Raw genomic sequence first — 22,275 nt, 5'->3', positions numbered from 1 at the left:
CTTCATCGGCAAGCCCGAAGGGCGCGGCAGCCCCACACCACCCCGCCACAACACCAACCACCTCGTCAAAGGCAGCCGCGTCAGCAGCAGGCGAAGTGGTGGTCGATTCGTTCATGACCCAAGTCAACCACCAACCACTGACATTCACTCAACAAATAGGGCCCAAATCGACCCCCACAGAAAAGAATCTCAAAATTCTTTTCCGGCAGGTCAAGCAACAACGACAAACGACTCAAACGACTCAAACAATGGTGCTGAGCCGCCCATACCCCGACCCGATGTGCACGTCGATGAGCTGCTCGAACGCGGGGTCGTGCCGCTTCAGGATGGCCTCGATGAGTTCGGCATGCTCTTCGACGATGATGTTGTGATAGTCGTCGACTTTGACCCGTCGAGCCAGCAGGAAGAGAGCGACCTGCCATTTGATGGCGGTCCAGGCGGTGTAGAGGCGGGAGTGGTCAGCCATGATGAAGACCCGCTCGTGAAAGTCGAGGTCGAGGCGCACGAGTTTGGCCTTCTGATCGCTTTTCACGGCGAACTGCATGTCGGCGATGATCGCGTTGAGGTCGGTGATGGCCTCGGGGGTGACGCGTTCCATGGCGCGCGCCCAAGCGAGCTTCTCGAGTGAGATGCGCAGGGTGGAGAGCTCGAGAAAGTCTTGCTGGGAGAGCGTGACGACTGACGCGCCCTTGTAAGGGAGTGAGACGACGAGGCCCTCTTGTTCAAGATGCAGCAGCGCTTCGCGGATGGGGGCCCGGCTGACACCGAGGGTGGTCGAGAGGCTCACTTCGCTGAGCCGCTCGCCTTGGGTGAGGCGCCCTTCGAGTATCTCTTCGCGCAACTCGTTGACTGCTGCGCCAGAGAGGCCAGCTCGGGAGAGTGTGTCCATGCGAATACCTTACCGACAAAATCTGCTGCGTAGTAGATTGTCGACAGTCTGCAGATTTGTGCTAGCGTGGCTCAATCAACAGCGCTTCAGATCAGTCGGTTGCTTGCTCCCTCAGGAGTCCGACTCCAAGAGATTAGGGGTAATTCGTGAAACGAAGCTTGCGAGTCGGGCTGCTGGGAGCAGCTCTGGCGATCGCACTGACAGCCTGCACCGCAGCCGGCACCTCCGGCACCTCCAGCACCGCGGGGGGAGGCTCGGCCAGCGCCGCCACTGCCCTCTATGGCGGAACAATGACCACCGCCGCTGCGTCTGATCCGGAGACCTTCGACCCAGCCGTCTGTACCGGAGCCACCTGCTGGAACATCATGCGCATGGTGTTCGACCGCCTGTACGACTACGACGGTTCGACGAGCAACCTGAAGCTGCAGGCCGCAGCTGACTTCCCCTCTGTCAGCGCCGATGGCCTCACGTACACGATGAAGCTCAAGTCGGGCCTGACCTTCTCGAACGGGGCCCCTGTCACCGCGAAAGACGTGGCCTACTCGTACGCTCGCGTTCTCGACCCCGCCACCAAGGCCGGGCTCGCCGAGTTCTGGAAGGGCATCGCCGGTGCTGACGCGTACGCTGCGAACCCGACCGGTCTGCCGAGCGGCATCGTGGTCGTCGACGATCTGACCCTCGCTATCACCTTGACCGCACCGAACTCGTCGTTCAAGTACGTGCTGGCGATGCCGGCCGGCTCGATCATCCCGTCGGGTACCGGTTCGACCGTCAGCACCGCTCCTGTTGGTTCTGGCCCGTTCACGCTGGCGAAGTTCGAGCCCGGCGTGCAGGTCATGCTCGACCGCAACCCGAAGTACTGGGATTCGCCGCGGCCGTACGTCGACCACGTGCACATGATTCTCGGTGTCGACCCCGACAATCAGGTGCTGATGCTGCAGAAGGGCGACATCGACCTGATGGGCAGCCCCATTCCGCCGGCGAAGTTTCTTCAGGTGACCACAGACGCCAAGTACAAGGCCCAGATCGTGACGATCGAGAAGCCGAGCACGTACTACCTGACGATGAACATGAACACGCCTCCGTTCAACAATCCGAAGGTTCGCGAGGCCGTTTCGTACGCTTTCGACCGCACGGGCCTGCTGAAGCTGGTCAATGGCCAGGGCAAGCCGGCGACCGAGTTCATTCCGCCGGGAGTGCTCGGCAACTCGGGCGAGACCATGACGCAGGATCAGAACGTGGCCAAGGCGAAGTCGCTGCTGGCCGAAGCCGGCTACCCGAATGGCTTCGACACGCAGTTCTACGCCTGGAACGTGGCACCCTTCTCGGCACTCGCGCCGCAGATGCAGCAAGATCTGAAGGCCATCGGCATCAACGCCGACCTTCAGACTCTCGCACCGAACACGTTCTCTGAGCTGGCCGGTTCGGGCAAGGCGCCGCTGGCGCTGACCTTCTGGGTTGCCGACTACCCCGAAGGCTCTGACTTCCTCCAAGCGCTGCTCTCGTGTGCGACGGCTGTGCCCCAGGGCCAGAACTTCGCCTACTACTGCAACCCTGCGATGGATGCGGATGTCCAGCAGGCGCTCGCCGCAACCGACCCGGCCACGGCCACCGCGAAGTACACCGATGCGTCGAAGCTCATGCTCGCCGACAACCCGGTTGTTCCCCTGTACTTCGGAACCAAGACCGAGATCCGCGGTGCGAATGTGGGCAACTACTTCCCGCAGCCGATCTGGGGCTGGGACATGGCCGAGTACTGGAAGGCTGACGGTACGAGCTCTCGCTCGTAGCGGCGCCACAGCGCCGCAGCCTCGCCACGAAACCGCGCCGTTGCCGGTGGCCCTCCTGCCATCGGCAACGGCGCTCCCTCCCGAAAGGAAGCGCAATGTCAGCTCTTCTCGAAGTCTCCGATCTTGTTGTCGACTTTCCGACCGCTGCAGACGGTGTGTTCCACGCCGTCGATTCGGTCTCGTTCACAGTGAGTGCCGGCGAGCGAGTGGGCATTGTCGGCGAATCCGGTTCGGGTAAGTCACTCACCTCGCAGGCGCTCATGCGCCTCGTGCCCGAACCCGGTACGGTCTCGTCGGGCTCGGTGCTGTTCGAGGGCGCCGACGTGATGGCGTTCAGCGCGAAGAAGCTGCAGAAGTGGCGCGGTTCACAGACCGCCATGGTCTTTCAAGACCCGATGTCGAGCCTCAACCCGCTGATGCGTATCGGCCGCCAGATCACCGAGTCGCTGCAGGAGCACCTCGGGCTCTCGAAGGCCGAGAGCCGCACCCGCGCCATCGAACTGTTGCAGCGCGTAGGCATTCCCGACGCCGAGTCGCGCCTGAGCGACTTTCCGGGCGCGTTCTCGGGCGGCATGCGCCAGCGCGTGTGCATCGCCATCGCCACCGCCTGCTCGCCCAAGCTGATCATCGCCGACGAGCCCACTACGGCCCTCGACGTGACCGTGCAGGCGCAGGTTCTCGACCTGCTCGACCACATGGCCACCGAGCTGAACACCGGCGTCATTCTGATCAGCCACGATCTCGGCGTCATCTCGAGTTTCTGCGACCGCATCCTGGTCATGTACGCGGGCCGCATCGTCGAAGAGGGCACTGCCGAGCAGATCGTGGGCGACCCACAGCATCCCTACACAAAGGCCCTGCTGAGTTCCATTCTGCGGCTCTCCGAACCCATCCCCCGGCGACTGAAGTCGATCAGCGGTGCCCCGCCCTTGGCGGGTCAGCGGGCATCCGGATGCTCCTTCGCCCCTCGATGCGCTCTGGCGATCGATGCCTGCAGAACCCTCGACCCTGCTCTCGTGCCCGCGTCGAACGCCAGCCCGGGCCAGAGGGTGGCGTGCGGAGTGGCCGCACCTGCAGCCTTCGAACTGGCAGATGAGGTGACCGCAGCATGAGCACCGTTCTTTTGGAGGTCGACGACCTCGAGGTCACCTTTCGGCGCTCGGCCGGCCCCGGTCGACGGGCGGCATCGGTTCCGGCAGTGCGTGGGGTGAGTTTTCAGCTCGAGGCTGGAACCACGCTCGGCATCGCCGGGGAGTCCGGCTCGGGCAAGAGCACCATCGCCCGCACGCTGATGGGCATCAACAAGCCCTCTGGCGGGTCGATGCGGCTGAACGGCGCCGATGTGGGGGCTCTGCGCGGCCGGGAACTTGCTCAGTACCGCCAGACAATGCAGATGATCTTTCAAGACCCGTACGACTCGCTCGACCCACGCATGAAGGTGTCAGAGACGCTGCTCGAGGCGATCAAGCTGCGAAAGAACAAGCCGGCCAGCCCGTTGAACGAGGTCTACCAGCTGCTCGAGAAGGTAGGGCTGTCGAAGAGCTTCGCCTCCCGGCGACCGCGCGAGCTCTCGGGCGGCCAGCGCCAGCGGGTGTCGATCGCCCGTGCGCTGTGCGTCGACCCGCGCCTCATTCTCTGCGACGAGGCCGTCTCGGCACTCGACGTCTCGGTGCGTGCGCAGGTGCTGAACCTGCTGAAGGACCTGCAGGAAGACCTGGGGCTCGCGTACCTCTTCATCTCGCACGACCTTTCGACGCTGCGGTTCATGGCCGACTACGTGGGCATCATGTACCTCGGCAAGATCGTCGAGCTCGGCACCCGTGACGAGATCTTCGAGCGCCCCCAGCACCCGTACACGCGTGCCCTGCTCTCGGCTGTGCCCGAACCCGTGGTCATCGACCGAACGGTTCGGTTGCCGCGGGTGCGGCTGACGGGTGAGCCGCCGAGTTCGACCAACCCGCCGACGGGCTGCAGCTTTCACCCGCGCTGCCCGCTGGCCCAGGAGATCTGCCGAACGACCGCCCCCGCCCGCCGGGTGACGTCGTCGGGCCAGCTCGCGGCCTGCCACTTCGCCGAACCCGAATTGGTGGTGGCAGAAGCATGAGCGAGGCAGTTCCCGCCGCGGCGGCCGTCGACCCGCTCGCCCTCGGTGACAAGCCGGTGCGAGCCCGCGAAGTGCTGCGCAGCCTGAAGAAAGACCCTGCGGCCCTCGCTTCGATCGTGGTTCTGCTCGCGCTCGCTGTGATCGCTCTCGCCGCCCCGCTGCTCTCGCCGCACGACCCCCTGCAGACGTTTCCCGACATCGGGCTCGGCCCGCAGGGCCAGCCGCTGCCGCCCGGAACCCCCGGCTTTCTGCTCGGCACCGACGCGCTCGGGCGCGACGTGCTCTCTCGCCTCATCTACGGCGCGCAGGTCTCGCTGGTGATCGGCATCGTGGCCAACGGGCTCGCCACGGCTTTCGGAGTTCTGGTCGGCATCGTGGCCGGGTACTTCGGCGGCGTGGTCGAGGCCATTCTGATGAGAATCACCGACGTGGTCATTTCGTTTCCGATCCTGCTGCTGTGCACTGCGCTGATTGCCGTGACCACGCGCAGCACGTTCAACGTCATCATCGTGATCGCACTCATCTACTGGACGACGCTCGCCCGCATCATCCGGAGCATGGTGGTGTCGTTGAAGGAGCGCGAGTTCGTGGTGGCCTCGCAGACGCTCGGGCTCTCGCACCGCTCGATCATGTGGCGGCACATTCTGCCGCACCTGGTGCCGGCCATCATCGTGTACACGACGCTCGGTGTGGCCTCGAGCATTCTGATCGAGAGCGCGCTGTCGTTTCTCGGCATCGGGGTTCCCATACCGCAACCCTCGTGGGGCCAGATGATCTCCGACGGCAGTACGTACTTTCAGATCGCCCCGTGGATGCTCTTCATTCCTGGCATCTGCCTCATTCTGACCGTGATGGCGTTCAACCTGGTGGGCGACTGGCTCTCTGACATGTTGAACTCCCAGACCCCGCTGGCGAGGTGACGGCATGATCTGGTGGATTCTGCGACGGCTCGGGCAGATGCTGATCGTTCTGTTCGGCGTCGTCAGCCTGGCCTTTCTGTTGGTCTATGCCGTGCCGGCCGACCCTGCGTCGACCCTGGCCGGCCCGAATGCGAGCGCGGCGACGATCGCGTCGATCCACGCGCAGCTCGGGCTCGACAACCCCCTCTGGCAGCAGTACTTCGGCTTCATCGGCCGCCTGCTCACCGGCGACCTCGGCACATCGTATGTGCTGCGCGAGACACCGGTCTTCGGGCGAATCGTCGCGGCGCTGCCGACCACGCTGATGGTGGCGGTCGGCGGAATCCTGTGGCAGATCATCCTCGGGGTGCCCGCCGGCATCTTCGCCGCATACCGCCGTGGCAGCTGGGTCGACCGGCTGATCACCTTTCTCTCGCTGATCGGGCTCTCGGCTCCGCCGTTCTGGCTGGGGCTGCTGCTCATCTACTACTTCGCGTTCACCTGGGGCCTGTTTCCGCTGAACGGACTCGGTAGCCCGGTGTTCTGGTACCTCGTACTGCCCACCTTCACCCTCGGTGCCGGCGGTGGTGCGTGGTACGCCCGCATGACCCGCACGAACATGATCGAGACCCTCGACTCGCCGTTCGTACGCATGGCGCGGGCGAAGGGGATGCCCGAACGCGTCATTCTCTGGCGACACAGCTTCAGGCACATCGCTATTCCGTTGCTCACCATGATCGGCCTCGACTTCGGCTACTTTCTGGGCGGCGTGGTGATCGTCGAGACGGTCTTCGGCCTGAACGGCATCGGCCGGCTCGCTTTCGACGCCATCTCGAACCTCGACACCCCGATGATCGTGGGCACAGTGCTCTTCGCCGCGATCTTCATCGTGGTCGTGAACTTCATCGTCGACCTTCTGTACTCCGTGATCGATCCGCGCGTGCGGCTGAACAGCTGACGCACCCCACCTAAGGAGATTCACCCATGAACACACCCAAACTTCGCGTGGCCGTCATCGGCGCTGGCCGCTGGGCCGTACGTTCGCACATCCCCGGCTGGCAGCGCGACCCGCGCGTGGAGGTGGTCGCGCTCGCCGAGATCAACGAAGAAGCCCTGGCCGCGGCCGCCGAGGAGTTCGGCATCGCCCGCGCCGTGACCGACTACCGCGAGTTGATCAACGACCCCGACATCGACGTCATCGACGTTGCCACCGGCAACCACATGCACTTCGAGATCTCGATGGCGGCCATCGCCGCCGGCAAGCACGTGCTCTGCGAGAAGCCCGTCAACAGCGACTACCTCGAAACGCGCCGCGCCGCCGCCCTGGCCGCGGAGATGGGTGTGAAGACCAAGCTCGGCTTCACCTTCAGGTTCGCCCCGGCCATCCAGTTCGCCAAGCACCTCATCGACACCGGCTACATCGGCGAGCCGTACATGTTCAACGGCTACGAGCAGAACAGCCAGTGGATCGACCCGCAGACCCCGCTTCGCCAGGTCGACCTCGAGGCTTCGCCCGACCGCATCGCCGTCTCGTCGATCGAAGGCTATGGCGCACCGATCATCGACATCATGCACTGGTGGGTGGATGCCCCGATGACGAGTGTCGTCGGAACCATGCGCAACTTCGTGCCAGAGCGCATGGTGCGCGACACCGGCAAGATGCAGGCGATGAACATCGACGACGGCGACATGTGGATCGCCGAATTCGAGAAGAACCGGCTCGCGTCGATTCAGTCGTCGTACGTCACGGTAGGCAACTACCCCGGCATCGAGGCGCGCATCTACGGCTCTGAGGGCGCGATCATCGTGCGCCTGGTCGAAGAGGCTGGCATCTGCCAGACCATCAAGGTGGCCAAGAAGGATTCGGTCGAGTTCGTCGAACTCGAGATTCCTCAGGAGTTCTTTCCTGAGGGCGGCGTGTCGACCGAGCCGTGGCCGTTCCTCTTCTACTCGAACCTGGTCAAAGACTTCGCCACCGAGATTCTGAGCGGCGACGACTTCAACCAGGGCAACTTCGACCAGGGCGCGCTGGTGCAGGAGACCATCAACGCCTTCGAGAAGTCGTTCCGCACGCGTGCGTGGTGCGACTTCCCGCTGGCCGTCGAGGCCGCTGTTGTCGAGGGTGCTGCCGCCGGCGACGGTGCCGAGAACCTCGAACTCGCTCGCTCATGAGCGCCGAGCGCACTCTGGCGCGGCCGAGCGTCGGCCACGCGGCGCATCACTGGGGCGATCTGGCGAACGACGCTGCGGCGGCCGAACTGCTGCAGTTCGCCCTGGCGGCTCTGGATGCCCGGGGTGTGAGTTACGCCGACGTTCGCCTCATCGAGGCCGAAGAACTGCGGCTCTACACCACACTCGATGCCGGGCTCGATGAGCGCATCGAGAACAACCTGGGCGTGGGCATCCGGGTGCTCGTCGACGGCAGCTGGGGGTTCGCCTCTGTACCGGTTTCGAGCACGGCCGACATCACCTTGGCGGCCGAACGGGCGCTCAGCAACGCGCGGGCTGCGGGTTCGGTGGCGAACGCGTACCGCACCGAATTGCCGCCCCTGCCGGCAGCGAGCGGCAGCTACCTCAGCCCGGTCGAGACCGATCCGTTCGCGGTGGCTGCCTCCGAGCGCTACGAGCTGCTCGGGCAGATTCTGGCGGCGGCCAGCGCCCCAGTCGAGATCGTGATGGCGCAGGCCGGCCTGAACGCGAAACGCCAGCACCGGCACTTCGCCAACACTGAGGGGTCGGTGCAGCACCAGCACTTCATCGAGAGCGGTGCCATGGCGCTCGTGAATGCCGTCGGTAACGGCACGATGCAGCGGCGCTCGTTTCCGAACTCGTTCCACGGCAACACTGCTCAGGCCGGCTGGGAGTACGTCGAGGGCCTCGACATGGTCGCCGAGGCCGACCGCATCGGCCGGGAGGCGGTCGAACTGCTGACCGCCCCGCTCGCCCCGGCGGGCTACGCCGACTTCATCATCGGGCCGGCGCAGATGGCCCTGCAGATCCATGAATCGACCGGTCATGCCCTCGAGCTCGACCGCATTCTGGGCGACGAGGCGAACTACGCCGGAACGTCGTTCATCACGGCCGACGCGGTGGGAACCCTGCAGTACGGATCAGAGGCAGTGAACATCACCTCCGACCCGACGGTGCCCGGCACTCGAGGCTCCTTCGGTTTCGACGATGAAGGGGTGCCGGCCTCCCGGCAGCCGCTCATTTCGCGGGGAGTAATCACGAACTTTCTCTCGACACGTGACTCGGCGGCGCGCATTGGTGCAGAGACGACGGGTGCGGCGCGCTCTGACGGCTGGGGCTACCTGCCGGTCTGCTTCGCCACGAACGTCTTTCTCGAGCCCGGCGAGGGTACGACGGCCGAGCTCGAAGAGCGGCTCGGCGACGGGTTCTACGTCGACGACAACCGCAGCTGGTCGATCGACGAACGGCGCCACAACTTTCAGTTCGGCACCGAGGTGGCGTACGAGGTGAAGAACGGTCGGCGCGGCCGACTGCACCGCGGCTTCTCCTACGGCGGTACGACCGTCGAGTTCTGGAACTCGGTCGAAGCCGTGGCCGGCCCGTCGGAGTTCAAGGCTTTCGGCATGCCCTGTGGCAAGGGTGAACCGAAGCAGTGGGGTTTTCTCGGCCACGGGGCATCGCCCACGCTGGTGCGCAACGTTCGAATCGGAGTAGACAGATGACAGACACGGCCAACGACATCTTCGCCCCCGCGTTCGGTGGCGACCGCGCGACGAGCGCACTCGAAGAGGCGCTCGAATCGGCACCGGCCGACCGCATCGAGGCGTTCATCACCTCCCGGCGAGGCGACTTCACCCGGTTCGCCGGCCAGCGCATCCACCAGAGCCAGGCCATCGACGAGGTGCAGATCATGGTGCGCGCCGAGGTCGACGGCCGGGTATCGCGTGCCGCGGCCAGTTCGTTCGGTGCGCTGCGGGCCGCCGTCGACCGCAGCTGCGCCGCCGCAGCGCAGCAAGCCGCAGACAAGGTGACGCCGGCTCCCCGGCAGACGCCGTTGGCCGACCCTGGGGCCGATCTCGGTGCGAGCTCGTTCGACTCGGGCATCCTGTGGGGAGAAGACACCGCTGCATGGTCGGTCGGTGAGCACGCTCGCCTGGCCGACCGCGCGATGAACGAAGCCCAGGCCCTCGGCGGTGTGGCGGCCGGCATGTTCGGCCGAGCGGTGACAGAGGTGGCGTTCCACGATCGGGAGGCGCACCTCTCCCGGCACGCCTTCGCGTCAGAGGCACAGGGCTCGTTGACTGTGCGCATCGACGATGGGTCGTCGCACTGGAAAGACCTCACCCGCTTCTCAGACCGGCTCGGCGCTGACGCCGCGATCGACCGAACGCTTTCTCAGGCCTCTCGTACCCGGGGCCGCGCGAAACTCGAGCCCGGCAGATACGACGTCGTGCTCGGCCCGCTGGCCGCCGGTGAGCTGCTCGACTTCTTCGGTGCCTTCGGATTCACCGGGTCTGCCCTCGGGGCCGGCTTCGGTACCGTGGCCACCCGCGGCGGCGAACAGGTCGCCTCGCCCCTGGTCTCGGTGCACGACGACGCGACGGCCGACATCGGCCTGCCGTTTCCGTTCGACTTTCAGGGCACCTCGAAGCGTGACGTGCCGATGATCTCGAACGGGCGCGCCCAGTCGGTGGTCACCGACCGCGAGACCGCGTTCGCGCTGGGCTCCGAGTCGACCGGCAACTTTCACATCGCCCGCGAAGAGGCTCCGCATGCCATTCCCATGAACGTCGTGCTGCGGGCATCCGACTCCACCGAAGACGACCTCATCGCAGGCATCGAGAACGGCGTGTACCTGCAGCGGTTCTGGTATACCCGCACGGTCGATCCGGTTAACACGACCATCACCGGCGTCACCCGCGATGCGTGCTTCATGATCGAGAACGGGCGCATCGCCTACCCGGTCGAGTCGATGCGGTTCACGATGAGTGTTCTGGATGCCCTGGCCCGCGTCGACGGCGTGGGCACCGATTCGCTCAGCCAACCGCTCATGAACGTCTTCAACGGCTCGGCTTCGTCGCCGGCCATCCGGGTGCGCGGTTTCTCGCTGGGCACCGCCCCGGTCTCGAAAGGAAACGCCTGATGCCCCTCGCGACCAACGCCGACCGGCTCGTCACCCAGACCCTGACCGGCGAGGTGTGGCCTCCGCTGGCCGACCGGCACGGCTACCGGGTCGATGCCGACGGGCATCCGTTTCTGCTGCCCGGCATGGGCGGGGTGAGCATGGCCGCGCACATCGGCCAGGCCGCCACAGGGTATGCCAGCGACCACCTCGAACCGGGGCTGTCGATTAGGCACGCCAACGAAGGGGCGAACGCCGCGCTACAGTTTCTGAGCTGCGTGGGCAACCGGGTGACCGTGCGGTCGGGCCCGGCGACGGGCGCCACCGGAACAGTGCTCGGGCAGCACGCGTACGTGCTCGCCGACTTTGCCGACGACGTGCTCAGCCTCGTCACGACGGGTGACCGCGTGAGCGTCAACGCCGTGGGCCAGGGGCTGCGGTTTCTCGATCACCCTGAGGTGCGGGTCAAGAACCTCGACCCGGCTCTGGTCGACCGCCTGCCGTTCAGCACCGCGCCCGACGGCACGCTGGCGGTCGAGGTGGCCCGGCGCGTGCCCGCAGAGGCGGCCGGTGCCGGTGGCGGAATGCTGTCGGAGTTCGCCAACACCGACCTGATGGGTGCGTACCCGGGGCTCTCAGAAGACCTGTCGCTGGGGCTCGAGACGCTGCGCATCGGCGACCTCGTGCTGCTCGAAGACCAAGACCACTCGTACGGCCGCGGCTACCGGCCCGGCTGGGTGACGGTGGGCCTCATCTCCACGGGGGAGTGCCGGTTGTTCGGGCACGGCCCAGGCCCCTCGACTCTGCTGTCGGGGCCCGCGTCGGCCTTCACCGTCACCGAGAGCGACTCGGCCAACCTGGCCAACGCGCTGTCGCCGGCCGCTGCCGCACACTTCGTGCCGGGCGCTGCTGCTGCCGCCACCTCACACCCCACCTCGAACCCGGAGCGCACCCATGCCTGACCTCGTCGCGAACAATCTGCTGGGCATCGCCGAGCACGCCGCCCTCACGCCGATGGTGGCGTACCGCATCGATCGCGACGGGCACCCCTACGTGCCCATCGGCGACGGCGGCATCGTGCAGGGCGTGCGGCTGGGTGATTCGGTGTTCGCCACCGATGGAGACCATGTGGCCCCGGGGGTCACGCTCGTGCATCCGGATGCCGGTGCCCGGTTCGCCCTCACGGCCTTCGCCTGCATCGGCAACGAGGTGATCGTGCGGTCGGGGCTCGCCGCCGGCAGCATCGGGCGGGTGACCGGCAAGCGCGGCGAGAGCGGGCGGGTGATCGCGCTGCTCGACGACGACGCCATGGCGAAGCTGCTGCCGGGCGATCAACTGAGCGTGCGTGCGGTGGGCCAGGGCTTCGTTCCCGACGGCGTGCCGCAGGGTGTCGCGGTGCTGAACGTCGACCCCGAGCTGTTCGCGCTGCTGCCGTTCGCGGTCGGTGGCGTTGGTGACGACGATGCCGGTACCGGTACCGGTACCGGTGCGGTCGCTTCAGATGCCGTGCCGGTCACGGTCGCGGTCGCGGGCGTGCTGCCGAGCAAGGTCTGTGGCAACGGCATCGGGCGCCCCGCGCAGATGTGGGATGTCGACCTGGCCGTGGTCGCCGACTCACCCGACCTCGGGGGCCGAACCATGCGCCTCGGCGAACTCTGGGCCATCGAACACCTCGATGTACGCCACAACATGGGCTACCGGCGCGACTGGGTCACCTTCGGAATCATCTGCCACGGCGGCTCCCCGCTGCCGGGGCACGGGCCGGGCCTGGTGCCCATCGTCACCGGCCCGCGGAGCGCGTTCCGGCTCGAGGTTCAGGATGCCGACGCCGCGCCCGCGCTGACCGACGCCGTGCTGGCGGCTCTCCCCTCGAGGGCCCGCTCATGACCACGAAGGTTCTCATCTCCACCTACCTCGAGCCCGCCCTGGTCGACCTGATCAGAGCGGAGCCCGACGTCGAGGTGCTCTACGCCCCCCAACTGGTGCCCGTGCCGCGGTATGCCTCCGACCACACCGGTGTCGCGCTCCAACTGGGCGCCGACGACGAGAAGCGCTGGCTCGACCTGCTCGCCCAGGCCGACGTGGCATTCGACTTCGACTGGCGCGACCCCGCGGCGCTGCCGGTGAATGCTCCCCGGCTGAAATGGGTGCAGGCCACGAGTGCCGGCATCGGTGCCTTCATGAAGCGCACCGGCCTCGACTCCACGGGGCTGACAGCGACCACTGCGGCCGGCGTGCACGCCATTCCGCTCGCGGAGTTCGCCCTCACGGGGGCGCTGCACTTCGTGAAGGGTGTTCCGCACCTGAAGAACCAGCAGCGCCGCCGCGAATGGCGGCGGTACACGACCCGGCAGCTGGCGGGGATGCGGGTCTCGGTTCTCGGCATCGGGGGCATGGGCGGCAACGTCATCGCGGTGTTCAACGCCCTCGGTGCGCGGGTCACCGGCATCGGCCGGGTCGGCGGGTCGTACGAGCTGCCGGCGGGTGTCGAGCAGAGCGATATCGGCCGCCTCGCCGAGGTACTGCCGCGCACCGACATCCTGATTCTCTGCACGGCCCTGACGCCCGAGACCGAGGGGCTGATCGGCCGCGACCAGATCGCGCTGCTGCCCGACGGCGCCATCGTGGTGAACATCTCGCGGGGCCAGGTCATCGACGAGCAGGCCCTCATCGATGCGCTCCAAAGCAAAAAGCTGCTCGGGGCGGCCCTCGACGTCGTCAACCACGAACCCCTCGCCGACGACTCACCGCTCTGGCAACTCGAGAACGTGATGTTGTCGCCGCACTCCGCCTCGACCCTCGCCTCAGAGAACGAGACGCTCACAGCGCTGTTCATCGACAACCTGAGGCGCTGGCGGGCCGGCGAGCCATTGAAGAACCTCTTCGTGAGCGAGCGGGGCTACTGAGCCGCGCTCGGCGGGCGTTGAGCTGCAGAGCTTCTGCCGGAACGGCGTCGCTCTAGCGGGCAGCGCTCGGCTCGACCACACGCCGCGCAATCAGCTGCACCTCGACAGGGGCGCCGCCGGGCAGTGAGGCGACCCCCACGGTGGCCCGAACGGGCAGCTCGGTGCCGGGCATCCGGTCGCCCACGACGGCGCTCGCGGCATCGGCGATGTGGCTGTGCCGCGTGAACTCGGGCGTGCTCGCCACATAGACCGTCAGCGAGAGCACCTCGGCGATCGTCTCGCCCGGGCTCAGGATGCTCGCCGCCGCGTCGAGCGCCCGAACCGTTGCCAGCGCGGTGAGCTGGCGCCCCTCGTCGTCGCCGATGCCCGCACCGAGAAGTCCGGTCGTCACCAGGGCTCCGTCGCGGCGCGGGGTCATGCCGGCGGTGAAGACCAGCTCCCCCAGCGCGCGGGCGACGGAGTACGACCCCGCCGCCTGGGGCGCGCTCACGACGTGATTCCGGCGCGGGCCGCGAACGCCCCGAGGCAGGTGACCATGAGGTCGAGAGCGGCCTCCCACTCGGCTTCGTCGCGGGCGTAGCAGATACGAAAGTGGCCGGTGCCGCGGGCCCCGAACTGGTAGCCGGGCGACACGATCACCTGCGCCTCGCGCTGCAGGGCCCCTGCGATCTCGACATCGGTCGCGCCGAACGCCGACACGTCGACGAAGAGATACGCCGTTGCCTTCTGGGGCGTCAGAACGAGGCCCGCAACGGTGCTGAGCTTCTCGATCGTCAGGTTCTTCAGGTTCTCGAGCTCGGTGATGCGTTCGGCGAGAAACGCGTGGTCGTCGACGAGCCAGCGGGCCAGCAGGTGCTGCGAGTACGCCGGCGCTCGCAGCGACGTCATGGCGAGGCACTGCTCCACCGTGTCGATGACGGCCTCGGGCGCCACGATGACTCCGATGCGAAACCCGCTCATCGACTCGGTCTTCGACGGCCCGAGCAGCGTGATCGAGCGTTCGGCCATGCCCGGCTGCACGCGCAGGTGGTGAAAAGGAGTGTCTTCGTAGACGAGCCGGCTGTAGAGCTCGTCGACCATGACCAGAAAGTCGCCTTCGACCGCGAGCTCGGCCACGCGGGCGATCATCGCTTCGGAGTACACCGCGCCGGTGGGGTTGTTGGGGTGGGAGAAGAGCAGTAGCTTCGGTTTCTGCAGAATGAGTTCTTCGAGCACGTCGAGGTCGAGGCTCGGTTCTGCCGAGTCGAACACCAGCGGCACCCGCTCGACGCGCGCGCCGAGGAACGCGAGGATGCGTTCGCAGAACAGGTAGTCGGGGTCCGCGAGCAGCACGAGGTCGCCCTCGTTCACCAGGGCGGCGAGCGTGGTGAAAAGCGCCCCTTGCGTGCCGGGCGTCAGGGCGAGGTTGCTCGAGGCAACAGGCGATCCGAGAAATGCGCTGATCGGTGCCGACAGCGCCTCGAGCACCGTCGGGTCACCGCGGTACGGAGAATACGCCCAGGCTCCGTTGTCGATGGCGGCAGCCATGTCGGCCGCGACCCACGGCGGCGGCGGAAAGCGGACAGTGTCGAAGTGGGTGGTGTCGAGCAACCCGTTGCCGCCGCCGTCGAGCCGCAGAGACAGGTCGGCCGCCCGCACCGAGACCCCGGGGGCCGCCTCGCGCTGGGGGAGGTGGGTTCGCAGCACACGCTCGCTCGGCGAGCCGGGGGTCTTGTCAACCGAATCCGTCAGGGGGGCGGTTGTGGTCATAGGGGCTCCTAGCTCTGTGACTCGTTGGCGGAGGGCATCGTGCGCGAACGAAGACTGTCGTTTGTCGACAGTACACCGAAATGAGGGGTCGCCTCAAATTCAGAGGGCACCCGGCACGATAGGTTCGACACATGCGACTTGGCGTTCTCGATATCGGCTCGAACACGGTTCACCTGCTTCTCGTCGACGCGCACCCCGGTGCCCGCCCCATTCCGTTCGGGTCGTTCAAACGGGCGCTGCAGCTGGTGGCGTACCTCGATCAGAAGGGTGCGATCACCGAGGCCGGGCAGCGTGAGTTGATCGACTTCATCACCGAGGCGGCCCAGTTCGCGCGCACGAACAACGCCGAAGACCTGCTCGCCTTCGCCACTTCGGCCATCCGTGAGTCGGCCAACGGGTCGGCGGTGCTCGCCCGGGTGTTTGCCGAGACCGGAATCCGGCTCGAAGAGTTGAGCGGCGACGACGAAGCCGCTTCGACCTTTCTCGCCGTGCGGCGCTGGTACGGCTGGGGCGCGGGCACCATCCTCAACCTCGACATCGGCGGCGGATCGTTCGAGCTCGCCATGGGTGCCGACGAGCATCCGGAGCTGGCAGCATCAGTGCCGCTCGGCGCCGGGCGCCTCACGTGGGATCACCTCGAGGCAGACCCGCCCACGGCGAAGAGTGTGAAGGCGCTGCGAAAGTACATCAGGGCCACACTCGAAGACTCGATCACCGCGTTCTCGGCGCGCGAGAGCGCGAATGTGGTGGCCGGTACGTCGAAATCGTTCCGGTCGCTGGCGCGCATCACGGGTGCTGCACCGCGGGCGGCCGGGCTGTACGTGAAACGCGAACTGCGGCTGCACGACCTCACGCTCTGGTCGAGCCGGCTCGCCGCGATGTCGGCCGCCGACCGTGCCGAGCTGCCGGGGGTTTCGGATGTTCGTGCCAAGCAGCTGCTCGCCGCTGCGCTCGTGGCAGAGGAGGCGATGAGCGCACTGAAAATCGACGCCGTGCAGATCTGCCCGTGGGCGCTGCGTGAAGGCCTGATTCTGCGCCGCTTCGACCACCTGCGCGCGGCGTGAGGGCCGGGCGGCATGGCATGATGAACCGGTGACACCCGCGCCCCCTCCCCGTCAGCGTCGACGCCGTCGCTGGCCGTTCATCGTCGTCGGCGCGGTGCTGGTCGTGGTGCTCGCAGTGGTCGTCACGGGCGCCGTGGTGCTGAAGCGGGCCCCCTCTGTCTCCTCGCTGTCGGAGGCGCACGCGGGCGCGTGGAGCAGCGTCACGCTCGGCAGCCCGGCCCGGAACGGCGACGGCTCGGCGTACAACATCTTCGTGAAACCGGGCACGGGCAAAGGCCTCATGGTGTTCTTCGGCGACGGCGGGCTGAACTTCACCGCAGAGACGGCCGTTCAGCCGGTGAGCCTCGCGACCACCATCTTCGGCGGCGACAACTTCTACAGCGACCACCTGCCGTTCTACGAGGTCAACACGTTCGGCGGGCTGCTGAGCGCGAGCGACCAGAACCCGTTCGCCGGGTACACCACGGTCGTGATCCCCACCACGACGGGCGACCTCGGCGTGGGCGACACGACCACGTCGACCGTCTCAAAGGGCGGCCAGGCGGCCACCTCGGTGTTCAACGGCTACGCGAACACGCGTGCCGCCCTCGACTGGGTGTACGCGAATGTTCCGTCTCCCGACACCGTGATGGTGGCCGGAACGGGCACCGGCGGGCTGAGCTCGGCCATCTGGCTGGGAGACGTTGGGGCGCACTACCGCACCCAGCCGCTCACCGAATACTCCGACAGCAGTTTCATCGAGGCGTCATCGTTTCCGATCGTCATCGACGGGGTGTGGCAGGCGGACTTCGAGCACCGGTTCGGGTTCTCGCCCACCCGGTCGCCGTTGACCGCGGCCACCGTCTACAACACCGGCCTGTTCGGCAGTCGGCTCACCACCCTCCTCTCACAGACCCTGCTCGACCGCTCATCTGCGGCATTCTCGGCCGAACTCGACGACGGCTACTACTCGCCCCAGGCGGGGGCCGACTGGAACTTTCAGCTCAAATCGGCTCTGCGCACCCTCACTGCCAGCGACGTGGGGGCGACGGTGTTCGTGACGAACTACGGAGCCGACGCGCACGGCGAGACGCCGGGCCTGCTCGCGACGGGCGACCTTTTCGGTTCGGCCACGCAAGACGGTGTGACGCTCGAGCAGTTCGTGACGCGGGCGGTGCAGGGCGGTCATCCGGTGTCTGCGGGGTTGGCGCTGCTCGAGCAGTGAGGCCTGTGCGGTGCGGCGCTGGTGGCCTGCGCGTCAGTGGGGAGTGGTTGACTGGGGGCATGGATGCCGCACCCGACTACATCGCCGACTTCGCCGACTACATCACCGCCTCACCGTCGTCGTACCACGCCGTCGCCGAGGCGGCTCGGCAGCTCGAAGCGGCCGGGTTCGTGCGGCTCGACGAGCAGGCAGACTGGGGTACCGCGGGCGCCCCGGGGCGGGGTCGGCGCGTTGCGGCTGCGGCTGGTGCGTCAGAGGAGCCGCCGCGAACGTTCTTCGTGGTGCGCGACGGCGCCATCATCGCGTGGGCGCTGCCCGAGGGCGCCGGGCCGACGACGCCGTTCCGTATCCTCGGGGCGCACACCGACTCGCCCGGTTTCAAGCTGAAGCCCAAGCCGACCATCGGGTCGAACGGCTGGCTGCAGGCGGGCGTGGAGATCTACGGCGGCCCGCTGCTGAACTCCTGGCTCGACCGCGAACTCGAGCTGGCGGGGCGCATCGTGACCCGTGACGGCCGCGAACACCTCGTGCGAACGGGGCCGTTCATGCGCATACCGCAGCTGGCCATCCACCTCGACCGCGAGGCCAACAGCGGCCTCACGCTCGACCGGCAGCGGCACACCAGCCCGGTCTTCGGTGTCGGCGACGTGTCGCAGGCCGACCTGCTCGACCACCTCGCGGGGCTGGTGGAGGCGGCTGTGCCCGCCAAGGGGAAGGGGCGGAAGCCTGGTGCTGGTGCTGGTGCTGGTGCTGGCGGTGCTGGTGGCGCGTTCACGGCCGCGGGTGCGGGCGGAGGGCTAGCCGGTGCTGCTGTGACTGGCGCCGACATTGCGGGGTATGACATTCTCACCGCCGATACCGCGGCGCCGGCCCGGTTCGGGCTCGGCGGCCAGCTGTTTGCGGCTGGGCGCATGGACAACCTCTCGTCGGTCTACGCGGGGCTGCGGGCGCTGATCGCGGTGGCGGGTGCGCGCGGTGGTACTGCTGCGCGCACCGCGGCAAGCGCGGGACCGGCGGGCGGCGCTGGGGCGGCGGGCGGCGCGGGGGCGGCCAGGCACATCACCGTGCTGGCGGCGTTCGACCATGAGGAGCTCGGCTCTGAGTCGCGGTCGGGGGCGAGCGGGCCGCTGCTCGACGACATCCTCACCCGTATCTCGGGCGGGCTCGGAGCCACCAGCGGGCAACGGCTTCAGGCTTACGCCGGTTCGTGGTGTGTGTCGGCCGATGCCGGGCATTCCGTGCATCCGAACTACCCGGAGAAGCACGACCCCGCCAACCGTCCCATCGCGGGCGGCGGGCCGCTGCTGAAGATCAACGGCAATCAGCGCTACGCCACCGACGCGCACGGCGCGGCCCTCTGGGCGACGGCGTGCGCCGACGCGGGCGTCGCGTACCAGGAGTTCGTCTCGAACAACTCGGTTCCCTGCGGATCGACCATCGGGCCGCTCACCGCGACCCGGCTCGGAATTCGCACCGTCGACGTGGGCATCGCCCTGCTGTCGATGCACTCGGCCCGCGAACTCTGCCACGTCGACGACCCGGCCGCGCTCTCCGCGGCCATCGCCGCGTTCTTCGCGCCCTCCGCGTAGCCCACAGCCCACAGCCCTCAGCCCGTAGCCACGGTCTTCGCCGACTTTCCCCAGATCGTCGGGCCATTCCCTCCGCGCCGACGATCTGGGGAAAGTCGATGGTCTCGGTGACGCGTCAGTCCGGCTGACTCGCATCGCTCCTCAGCAGTTGCCGACCGTCAGCGGGAGCGACCCGTCGGGGTGAGCGGCAGTCGGTGTGACCCGATAGTTGCCTGACCAGATCAGGCGCCACTGAGCGGGTTCGATTGACGCCGACGTTGGGATGGTGGTGTCGGGTGACGTGTTGCGCGCGAAAAGAGTGATACGACCCCAGTCGTCGGCATAGCCCATGTCGAGAAAGTAGTAGAGACCCAGGGTATTGGTCTGCTGCCCGCTGACCATCACGTATTCGTTCGGCAACAGTCCGGTGATTGTGACGGCGAGGCCCGATCCATCACCGATCAGCTGATCGGGCTCGACGCAGGCGGCTGGCTTCACCTGCACGTCGTCGATTGGAAGAAAGGACAGCGACAGTTGATCGCTCACGGCTATGGGAACGATGATTCCCGATGTCGAGTTGTCGTTCCGAGGTGAACTCCCTTCGTCGACTCGGATGTAGCTGCCCAGAAGATAGCCACTCTCCCCACTATCGGTGAAGTTTCGGGGAAAGACGTCGGGAGTCCACGTCACGGTCGCATTTCCAGCGTCATCTGTGGTGAAGACGACGGCAGTACTGAACTGCGAAAAGTATCCACCGGGAATCTTTGATTCGCCACGATATCTCGAGTCGATCGAGAGTGAATACGCCGAATCTGCGCTGAGCCCGGTCAGTTTGGTCGTCACACCGGCGCCCCAGCTCGGTGCAGTGAAGCGGGTTGTCGGCGTCGAGATGTGGGGCTTCGTGTCAACGGGAGCGGTTGTCGTCGGGGCTGCGGTCGGCTGCGGTGTGTGCGGCGTGGGCGGGGGCGTGACGGTCGCGGCCGGTGCAGCTGTCACCGGCGCAGGCTGGCCGAAGAGCGCAGCGCCGTTGAGAGCGACCGCAGCGGTACCTGTTGCTGTCAGCCCGGCAACGACGATGACCGCTACCGTGAGAATCATGTGCCGGTTTCGTCGGCGCCTCGGTGTTGCATTCACGGTCTCGATGAGCAGTTGCCGAATCTCAGATCTGCGCTGGGGGTCGAATCGATCATCTTTACTCATTTCACACCTCCCGATGTGGTCGTGTTCTCGTCGAATGCTTCGGCCGTAAGCCGGGCCAGCCTCTGTTTTGCGCGGGACAGCCGGGATTTGACGGTTCCCAGGGGTACACCCAGAGCGGCTGCTGCATCCGCGAGTGAAAGTTCTTCGATCACGCAGAGCGTCATGACGTTCTGGTCATTTCGAGTGAGCTGAGAGAAAATCGACCGCACCGTCGCATCGCGGCCCACTCTGTCGAGCCGTTCGTCGAGTTCGGCGAAGGGCCCCTCTTCGGCTACAGAATGCGAGAGGCGATCGATGGCCGCTCGGTAACGGTGCCGACTGCGTCTGAGATTGTGCGACACGTTGTTGGTCGTCACGAGCAACCACCCGATGATGCTTCCGTTGACGATGCGAACAGCGGCGCGTCTGCGCCAAGCCTCGAGAAAGACGACGGCCGTCACTTCTTCTGCATCGTGCGCATTGCGGATGAGTCGAAGAGCCTGCCCGAACACGCGGCCGTGATGAGCGTCGAAGAATTGCGCGAAGGCTTCGGCGTCACCGTCTCGAGCCAGCTCCCACGCTGCTGGTTCGTCAAATATTTCTGTCCCCATACCTCATAGTGTGCACAGCCCGGCGAAAGGTTCCATTTGTGCCCAAGAATGTTCCTGCTGGTTAGATTGGGGAATGACGACAGCAGACGCCGCATCCGTATCCACCGCGTTGTGGGTGGGCAGCTACACCGCCGATGCGGGGCGCGACGGGGTGGGGGTCGGCGCGCTGACGGTGGCGTCCGACGGGCAACTCGCGTGGGCGGGAGTGGGAGCAGCGGCATCGTCGCCCTCGTTCGTGGCCGTGCATCCGGAGCTGCCTGTCGTGTACGCCGTAGCCGAAGCCGCCGAGACGGTGGCCGCGTACCGGCAGCCGAACGCCGCGTCACCGACGCTCGAACCGTTCGGCGAGCCGTGGCCGGCGGGGGCAGCGGTGTGTCATGTGGCGGTGGCTCCGGATGCCCGGTACCTCACGGTCACGTGCTGGGGCGACGGCCGCGTGCTGCTGTACGAGCTCGGAGCTGACGGGTCGATCGGGTCGCGGTTCGAGGGTGCTCCAGCGGCGGATCCACACGCCGCCACCACCCGCGCCGCCTCTGCCGCGCTCGCCGAGGCGGGGTTGCCCCAAACGCTGCCGCCGCGCGTGAGCCGCGCGCATGCGTCGCTGATGCTGCCCGACGGACGCATCATGACCACAGACCTCGGGTTCGACCTGCTGCGCGTCTGGAACTATGTGCCCGTGACCACGCCCGAAACCGGCGTCGCACGCGGGTTGGTGCTCGACCACGAAGTGGAGCTTCCATTCGGAAGCGGCCCGCGCCATATGGCCTTGCATCCGAACGGGTCGGTGCTGGTGGTGACCGAGTACTCGATCGAGGTGGTCGTGGTGCGTGTGGGCGCGGCGGCAACGTCGGGCGGCCGGTACGGCATCGCCAGCGTCGGCCCGGCCACGAACGGGGGCGCACGGGCGGGCGACTCCGCGGCCGAAATCGCACTGTCGGGCGATGCGCGGTTCGCGTACGTGGGGGTGCGCGGATCGAACCTCGTCAGCACGCTGCGAATCGATGAGGCGGGAGCAGTGCATCCGGTAGCCGACACCGACAGCGGCGGTGACTGGCCCCGCCACCATGCCGTTCTGGGTCGGCTGCTGCTGGTGGCCCACGAGCGATCGAGTGAGGTGACCGCGTTCGAGCTCGACCCCGAGACGGGAGTGCCGTCGCGGCCGATCGGGTCGCTCGCAGTCGCCGCGCCGACCGCGTTGGTTCCCGCGCGCTGAGCGCGGT

Annotated in this window: 20 protein-coding genes; 15 read left to right on the top strand and 5 right to left on the bottom strand. The window is 67.0% G+C overall.

Annotated elements, in window-relative coordinates; all coding sequences use genetic code 11:
* Positions 1-241: 241 nt before the first annotated feature.
* On the bottom strand, positions 242-889 hold the full coding sequence (locus tag QN358_RS12975; RefSeq protein ID WP_136643019.1) for a GntR family transcriptional regulator: 648 nt from the start codon (positions 887-889) through the stop codon (positions 242-244).
* 146 nt (positions 890-1,035) lie between these two features.
* Here QN358_RS12975 and QN358_RS12970 point away from each other — a divergent pair, with 146 nt between their 5' ends.
* The 11 genes from QN358_RS12970 (at position 1,036) to QN358_RS12920 (ending at position 13,680) form a co-directional block, all read left to right on the top strand.
* On the top strand, positions 1,036-2,679 hold the full coding sequence (locus tag QN358_RS12970) for an ABC transporter substrate-binding protein (RefSeq protein WP_136643020.1): 1,644 nt from the start codon (positions 1,036-1,038) through the stop codon (positions 2,677-2,679).
* A 95-nt stretch (positions 2,680-2,774) separates the two neighbouring features.
* Positions 2,775-3,791, top strand: coding sequence for an ABC transporter ATP-binding protein (locus QN358_RS12965; RefSeq protein ID WP_323512635.1), 1,017 nt, complete (start codon positions 2,775-2,777; stop codon positions 3,789-3,791).
* The gene (locus QN358_RS12960) at positions 3,788-4,783 is read left to right on the top strand and encodes an ABC transporter ATP-binding protein (RefSeq protein ID WP_136643022.1); all 996 of its coding nucleotides are present in this window, start codon (positions 3,788-3,790) and stop codon (positions 4,781-4,783) included. The genes QN358_RS12965 and QN358_RS12960 overlap by 4 nt, the downstream gene beginning before the upstream one ends.
* Complete coding sequence (locus QN358_RS12955) at positions 4,780-5,703, top strand: ABC transporter permease (protein WP_136643023.1); 924 nt, start codon at positions 4,780-4,782, stop codon at positions 5,701-5,703. The genes QN358_RS12960 and QN358_RS12955 overlap by 4 nt, the downstream gene beginning before the upstream one ends.
* Positions 5,704-5,707: 4 nt before the next feature.
* A complete protein-coding gene (locus tag QN358_RS12950; RefSeq protein ID WP_136643024.1) occupies positions 5,708-6,640 on the top strand; it encodes an ABC transporter permease in 933 nt (310 codons plus the stop codon).
* Positions 6,641-6,666: 26 nt separating this feature from the next.
* Complete coding sequence (locus QN358_RS12945) at positions 6,667-7,854, top strand: Gfo/Idh/MocA family oxidoreductase (RefSeq protein WP_323512634.1); 1,188 nt, start codon at positions 6,667-6,669, stop codon at positions 7,852-7,854.
* Entirely contained in the window at positions 7,851-9,374 is a 1,524-nt protein-coding gene (locus tag QN358_RS12940; protein ID WP_323512633.1) for a TldD/PmbA family protein, read from the top strand. Before QN358_RS12945 ends, QN358_RS12940 begins: the two co-directional genes overlap by 4 nt.
* The gene (locus tag QN358_RS12935; protein ID WP_136643027.1) at positions 9,371-10,795 is read left to right on the top strand and encodes a TldD/PmbA family protein; all 1,425 of its coding nucleotides are present in this window, start codon (positions 9,371-9,373) and stop codon (positions 10,793-10,795) included. The genes QN358_RS12940 and QN358_RS12935 overlap by 4 nt, the downstream gene beginning before the upstream one ends.
* Entirely contained in the window at positions 10,795-11,736 is a 942-nt protein-coding gene (locus QN358_RS12930) for a DUF4438 domain-containing protein (protein ID WP_323512632.1), read from the top strand. Before QN358_RS12935 ends, QN358_RS12930 begins: the two co-directional genes overlap by 1 nt.
* Positions 11,729-12,661, top strand: a complete 933-nt coding sequence (locus QN358_RS12925; protein ID WP_323512631.1) for a DUF4438 domain-containing protein — start codon at positions 11,729-11,731, stop codon at positions 12,659-12,661. Before QN358_RS12930 ends, QN358_RS12925 begins: the two co-directional genes overlap by 8 nt.
* On the top strand, positions 12,658-13,680 hold the full coding sequence (locus QN358_RS12920) for a D-2-hydroxyacid dehydrogenase (protein WP_136643030.1): 1,023 nt from the start codon (positions 12,658-12,660) through the stop codon (positions 13,678-13,680). The genes QN358_RS12925 and QN358_RS12920 overlap by 4 nt, the downstream gene beginning before the upstream one ends.
* Positions 13,681-13,732: 52 nt before the next feature.
* Here the strand turns inward: QN358_RS12920 and QN358_RS12915 are convergent, their stop codons facing one another.
* A complete protein-coding gene (locus QN358_RS12915; protein WP_136643031.1) occupies positions 13,733-14,170 on the bottom strand; it encodes a RidA family protein in 438 nt (145 codons plus the stop codon).
* Positions 14,167-15,429 carry a pyridoxal phosphate-dependent aminotransferase gene (locus QN358_RS12910; RefSeq protein WP_323512630.1) on the bottom strand — a complete coding sequence of 421 codons (1,263 nt, stop codon included), beginning with the start codon at positions 15,427-15,429 and terminating at the stop codon, positions 14,167-14,169. Before QN358_RS12910 ends, QN358_RS12915 begins: the two co-directional genes overlap by 4 nt.
* A gap of 131 nt (positions 15,430-15,560) precedes the next feature.
* On the opposite strand from QN358_RS12910, the gene QN358_RS12905 reads away from it, so the two are divergent.
* Genes QN358_RS12905 through QN358_RS12895 form a run of 3 tightly spaced genes read left to right on the top strand, consistent with a single transcriptional unit; the run spans position 15,561 to position 19,286 of the window.
* Positions 15,561-16,493 carry a Ppx/GppA family phosphatase gene (locus tag QN358_RS12905; protein WP_323512629.1) on the top strand — a complete coding sequence of 311 codons (933 nt, stop codon included), beginning with the start codon at positions 15,561-15,563 and terminating at the stop codon, positions 16,491-16,493.
* Between the two features lie 28 nt (positions 16,494-16,521).
* Positions 16,522-17,697 (top strand): hypothetical protein, encoded by a 1,176-nt coding sequence (locus QN358_RS12900; protein ID WP_323512628.1) that lies wholly within the window; start codon positions 16,522-16,524, stop codon positions 17,695-17,697.
* Positions 17,698-17,756: 59 nt separating this feature from the next.
* Positions 17,757-19,286 (top strand): M18 family aminopeptidase, encoded by a 1,530-nt coding sequence (locus tag QN358_RS12895; RefSeq protein ID WP_323512627.1) that lies wholly within the window; start codon positions 17,757-17,759, stop codon positions 19,284-19,286.
* 141 nt (positions 19,287-19,427) lie between these two features.
* Here the strand turns inward: QN358_RS12895 and QN358_RS12890 are convergent, their stop codons facing one another.
* On the bottom strand, positions 19,428-20,465 hold the full coding sequence (locus QN358_RS12890) for a hypothetical protein (protein WP_323512626.1): 1,038 nt from the start codon (positions 20,463-20,465) through the stop codon (positions 19,428-19,430).
* Complete coding sequence (locus tag QN358_RS12885) at positions 20,462-21,055, bottom strand: RNA polymerase sigma factor (protein ID WP_323512625.1); 594 nt, start codon at positions 21,053-21,055, stop codon at positions 20,462-20,464. The genes QN358_RS12890 and QN358_RS12885 overlap by 4 nt, the downstream gene beginning before the upstream one ends.
* Before the next feature lie 73 nt (positions 21,056-21,128).
* Between QN358_RS12885 and QN358_RS12880 the strand changes: the two genes are divergently transcribed.
* Complete coding sequence (locus QN358_RS12880; protein WP_323512624.1) at positions 21,129-22,268, top strand: lactonase family protein; 1,140 nt, start codon at positions 21,129-21,131, stop codon at positions 22,266-22,268.
* Positions 22,269-22,275 lie beyond the last annotated feature (7 nt).

The sequence above is a fragment of the Subtercola sp. RTI3 genome (genome assembly GCF_035018625.1).
GTDB classification, from domain to species: Bacteria; Actinomycetota; Actinomycetes; order Actinomycetales; family Microbacteriaceae; genus Subtercola; species Subtercola vilae.
The sequence above is the reverse complement of the archived record's forward strand: the minus strand, read 5'-3'. Positions and strand labels throughout refer to the sequence as shown.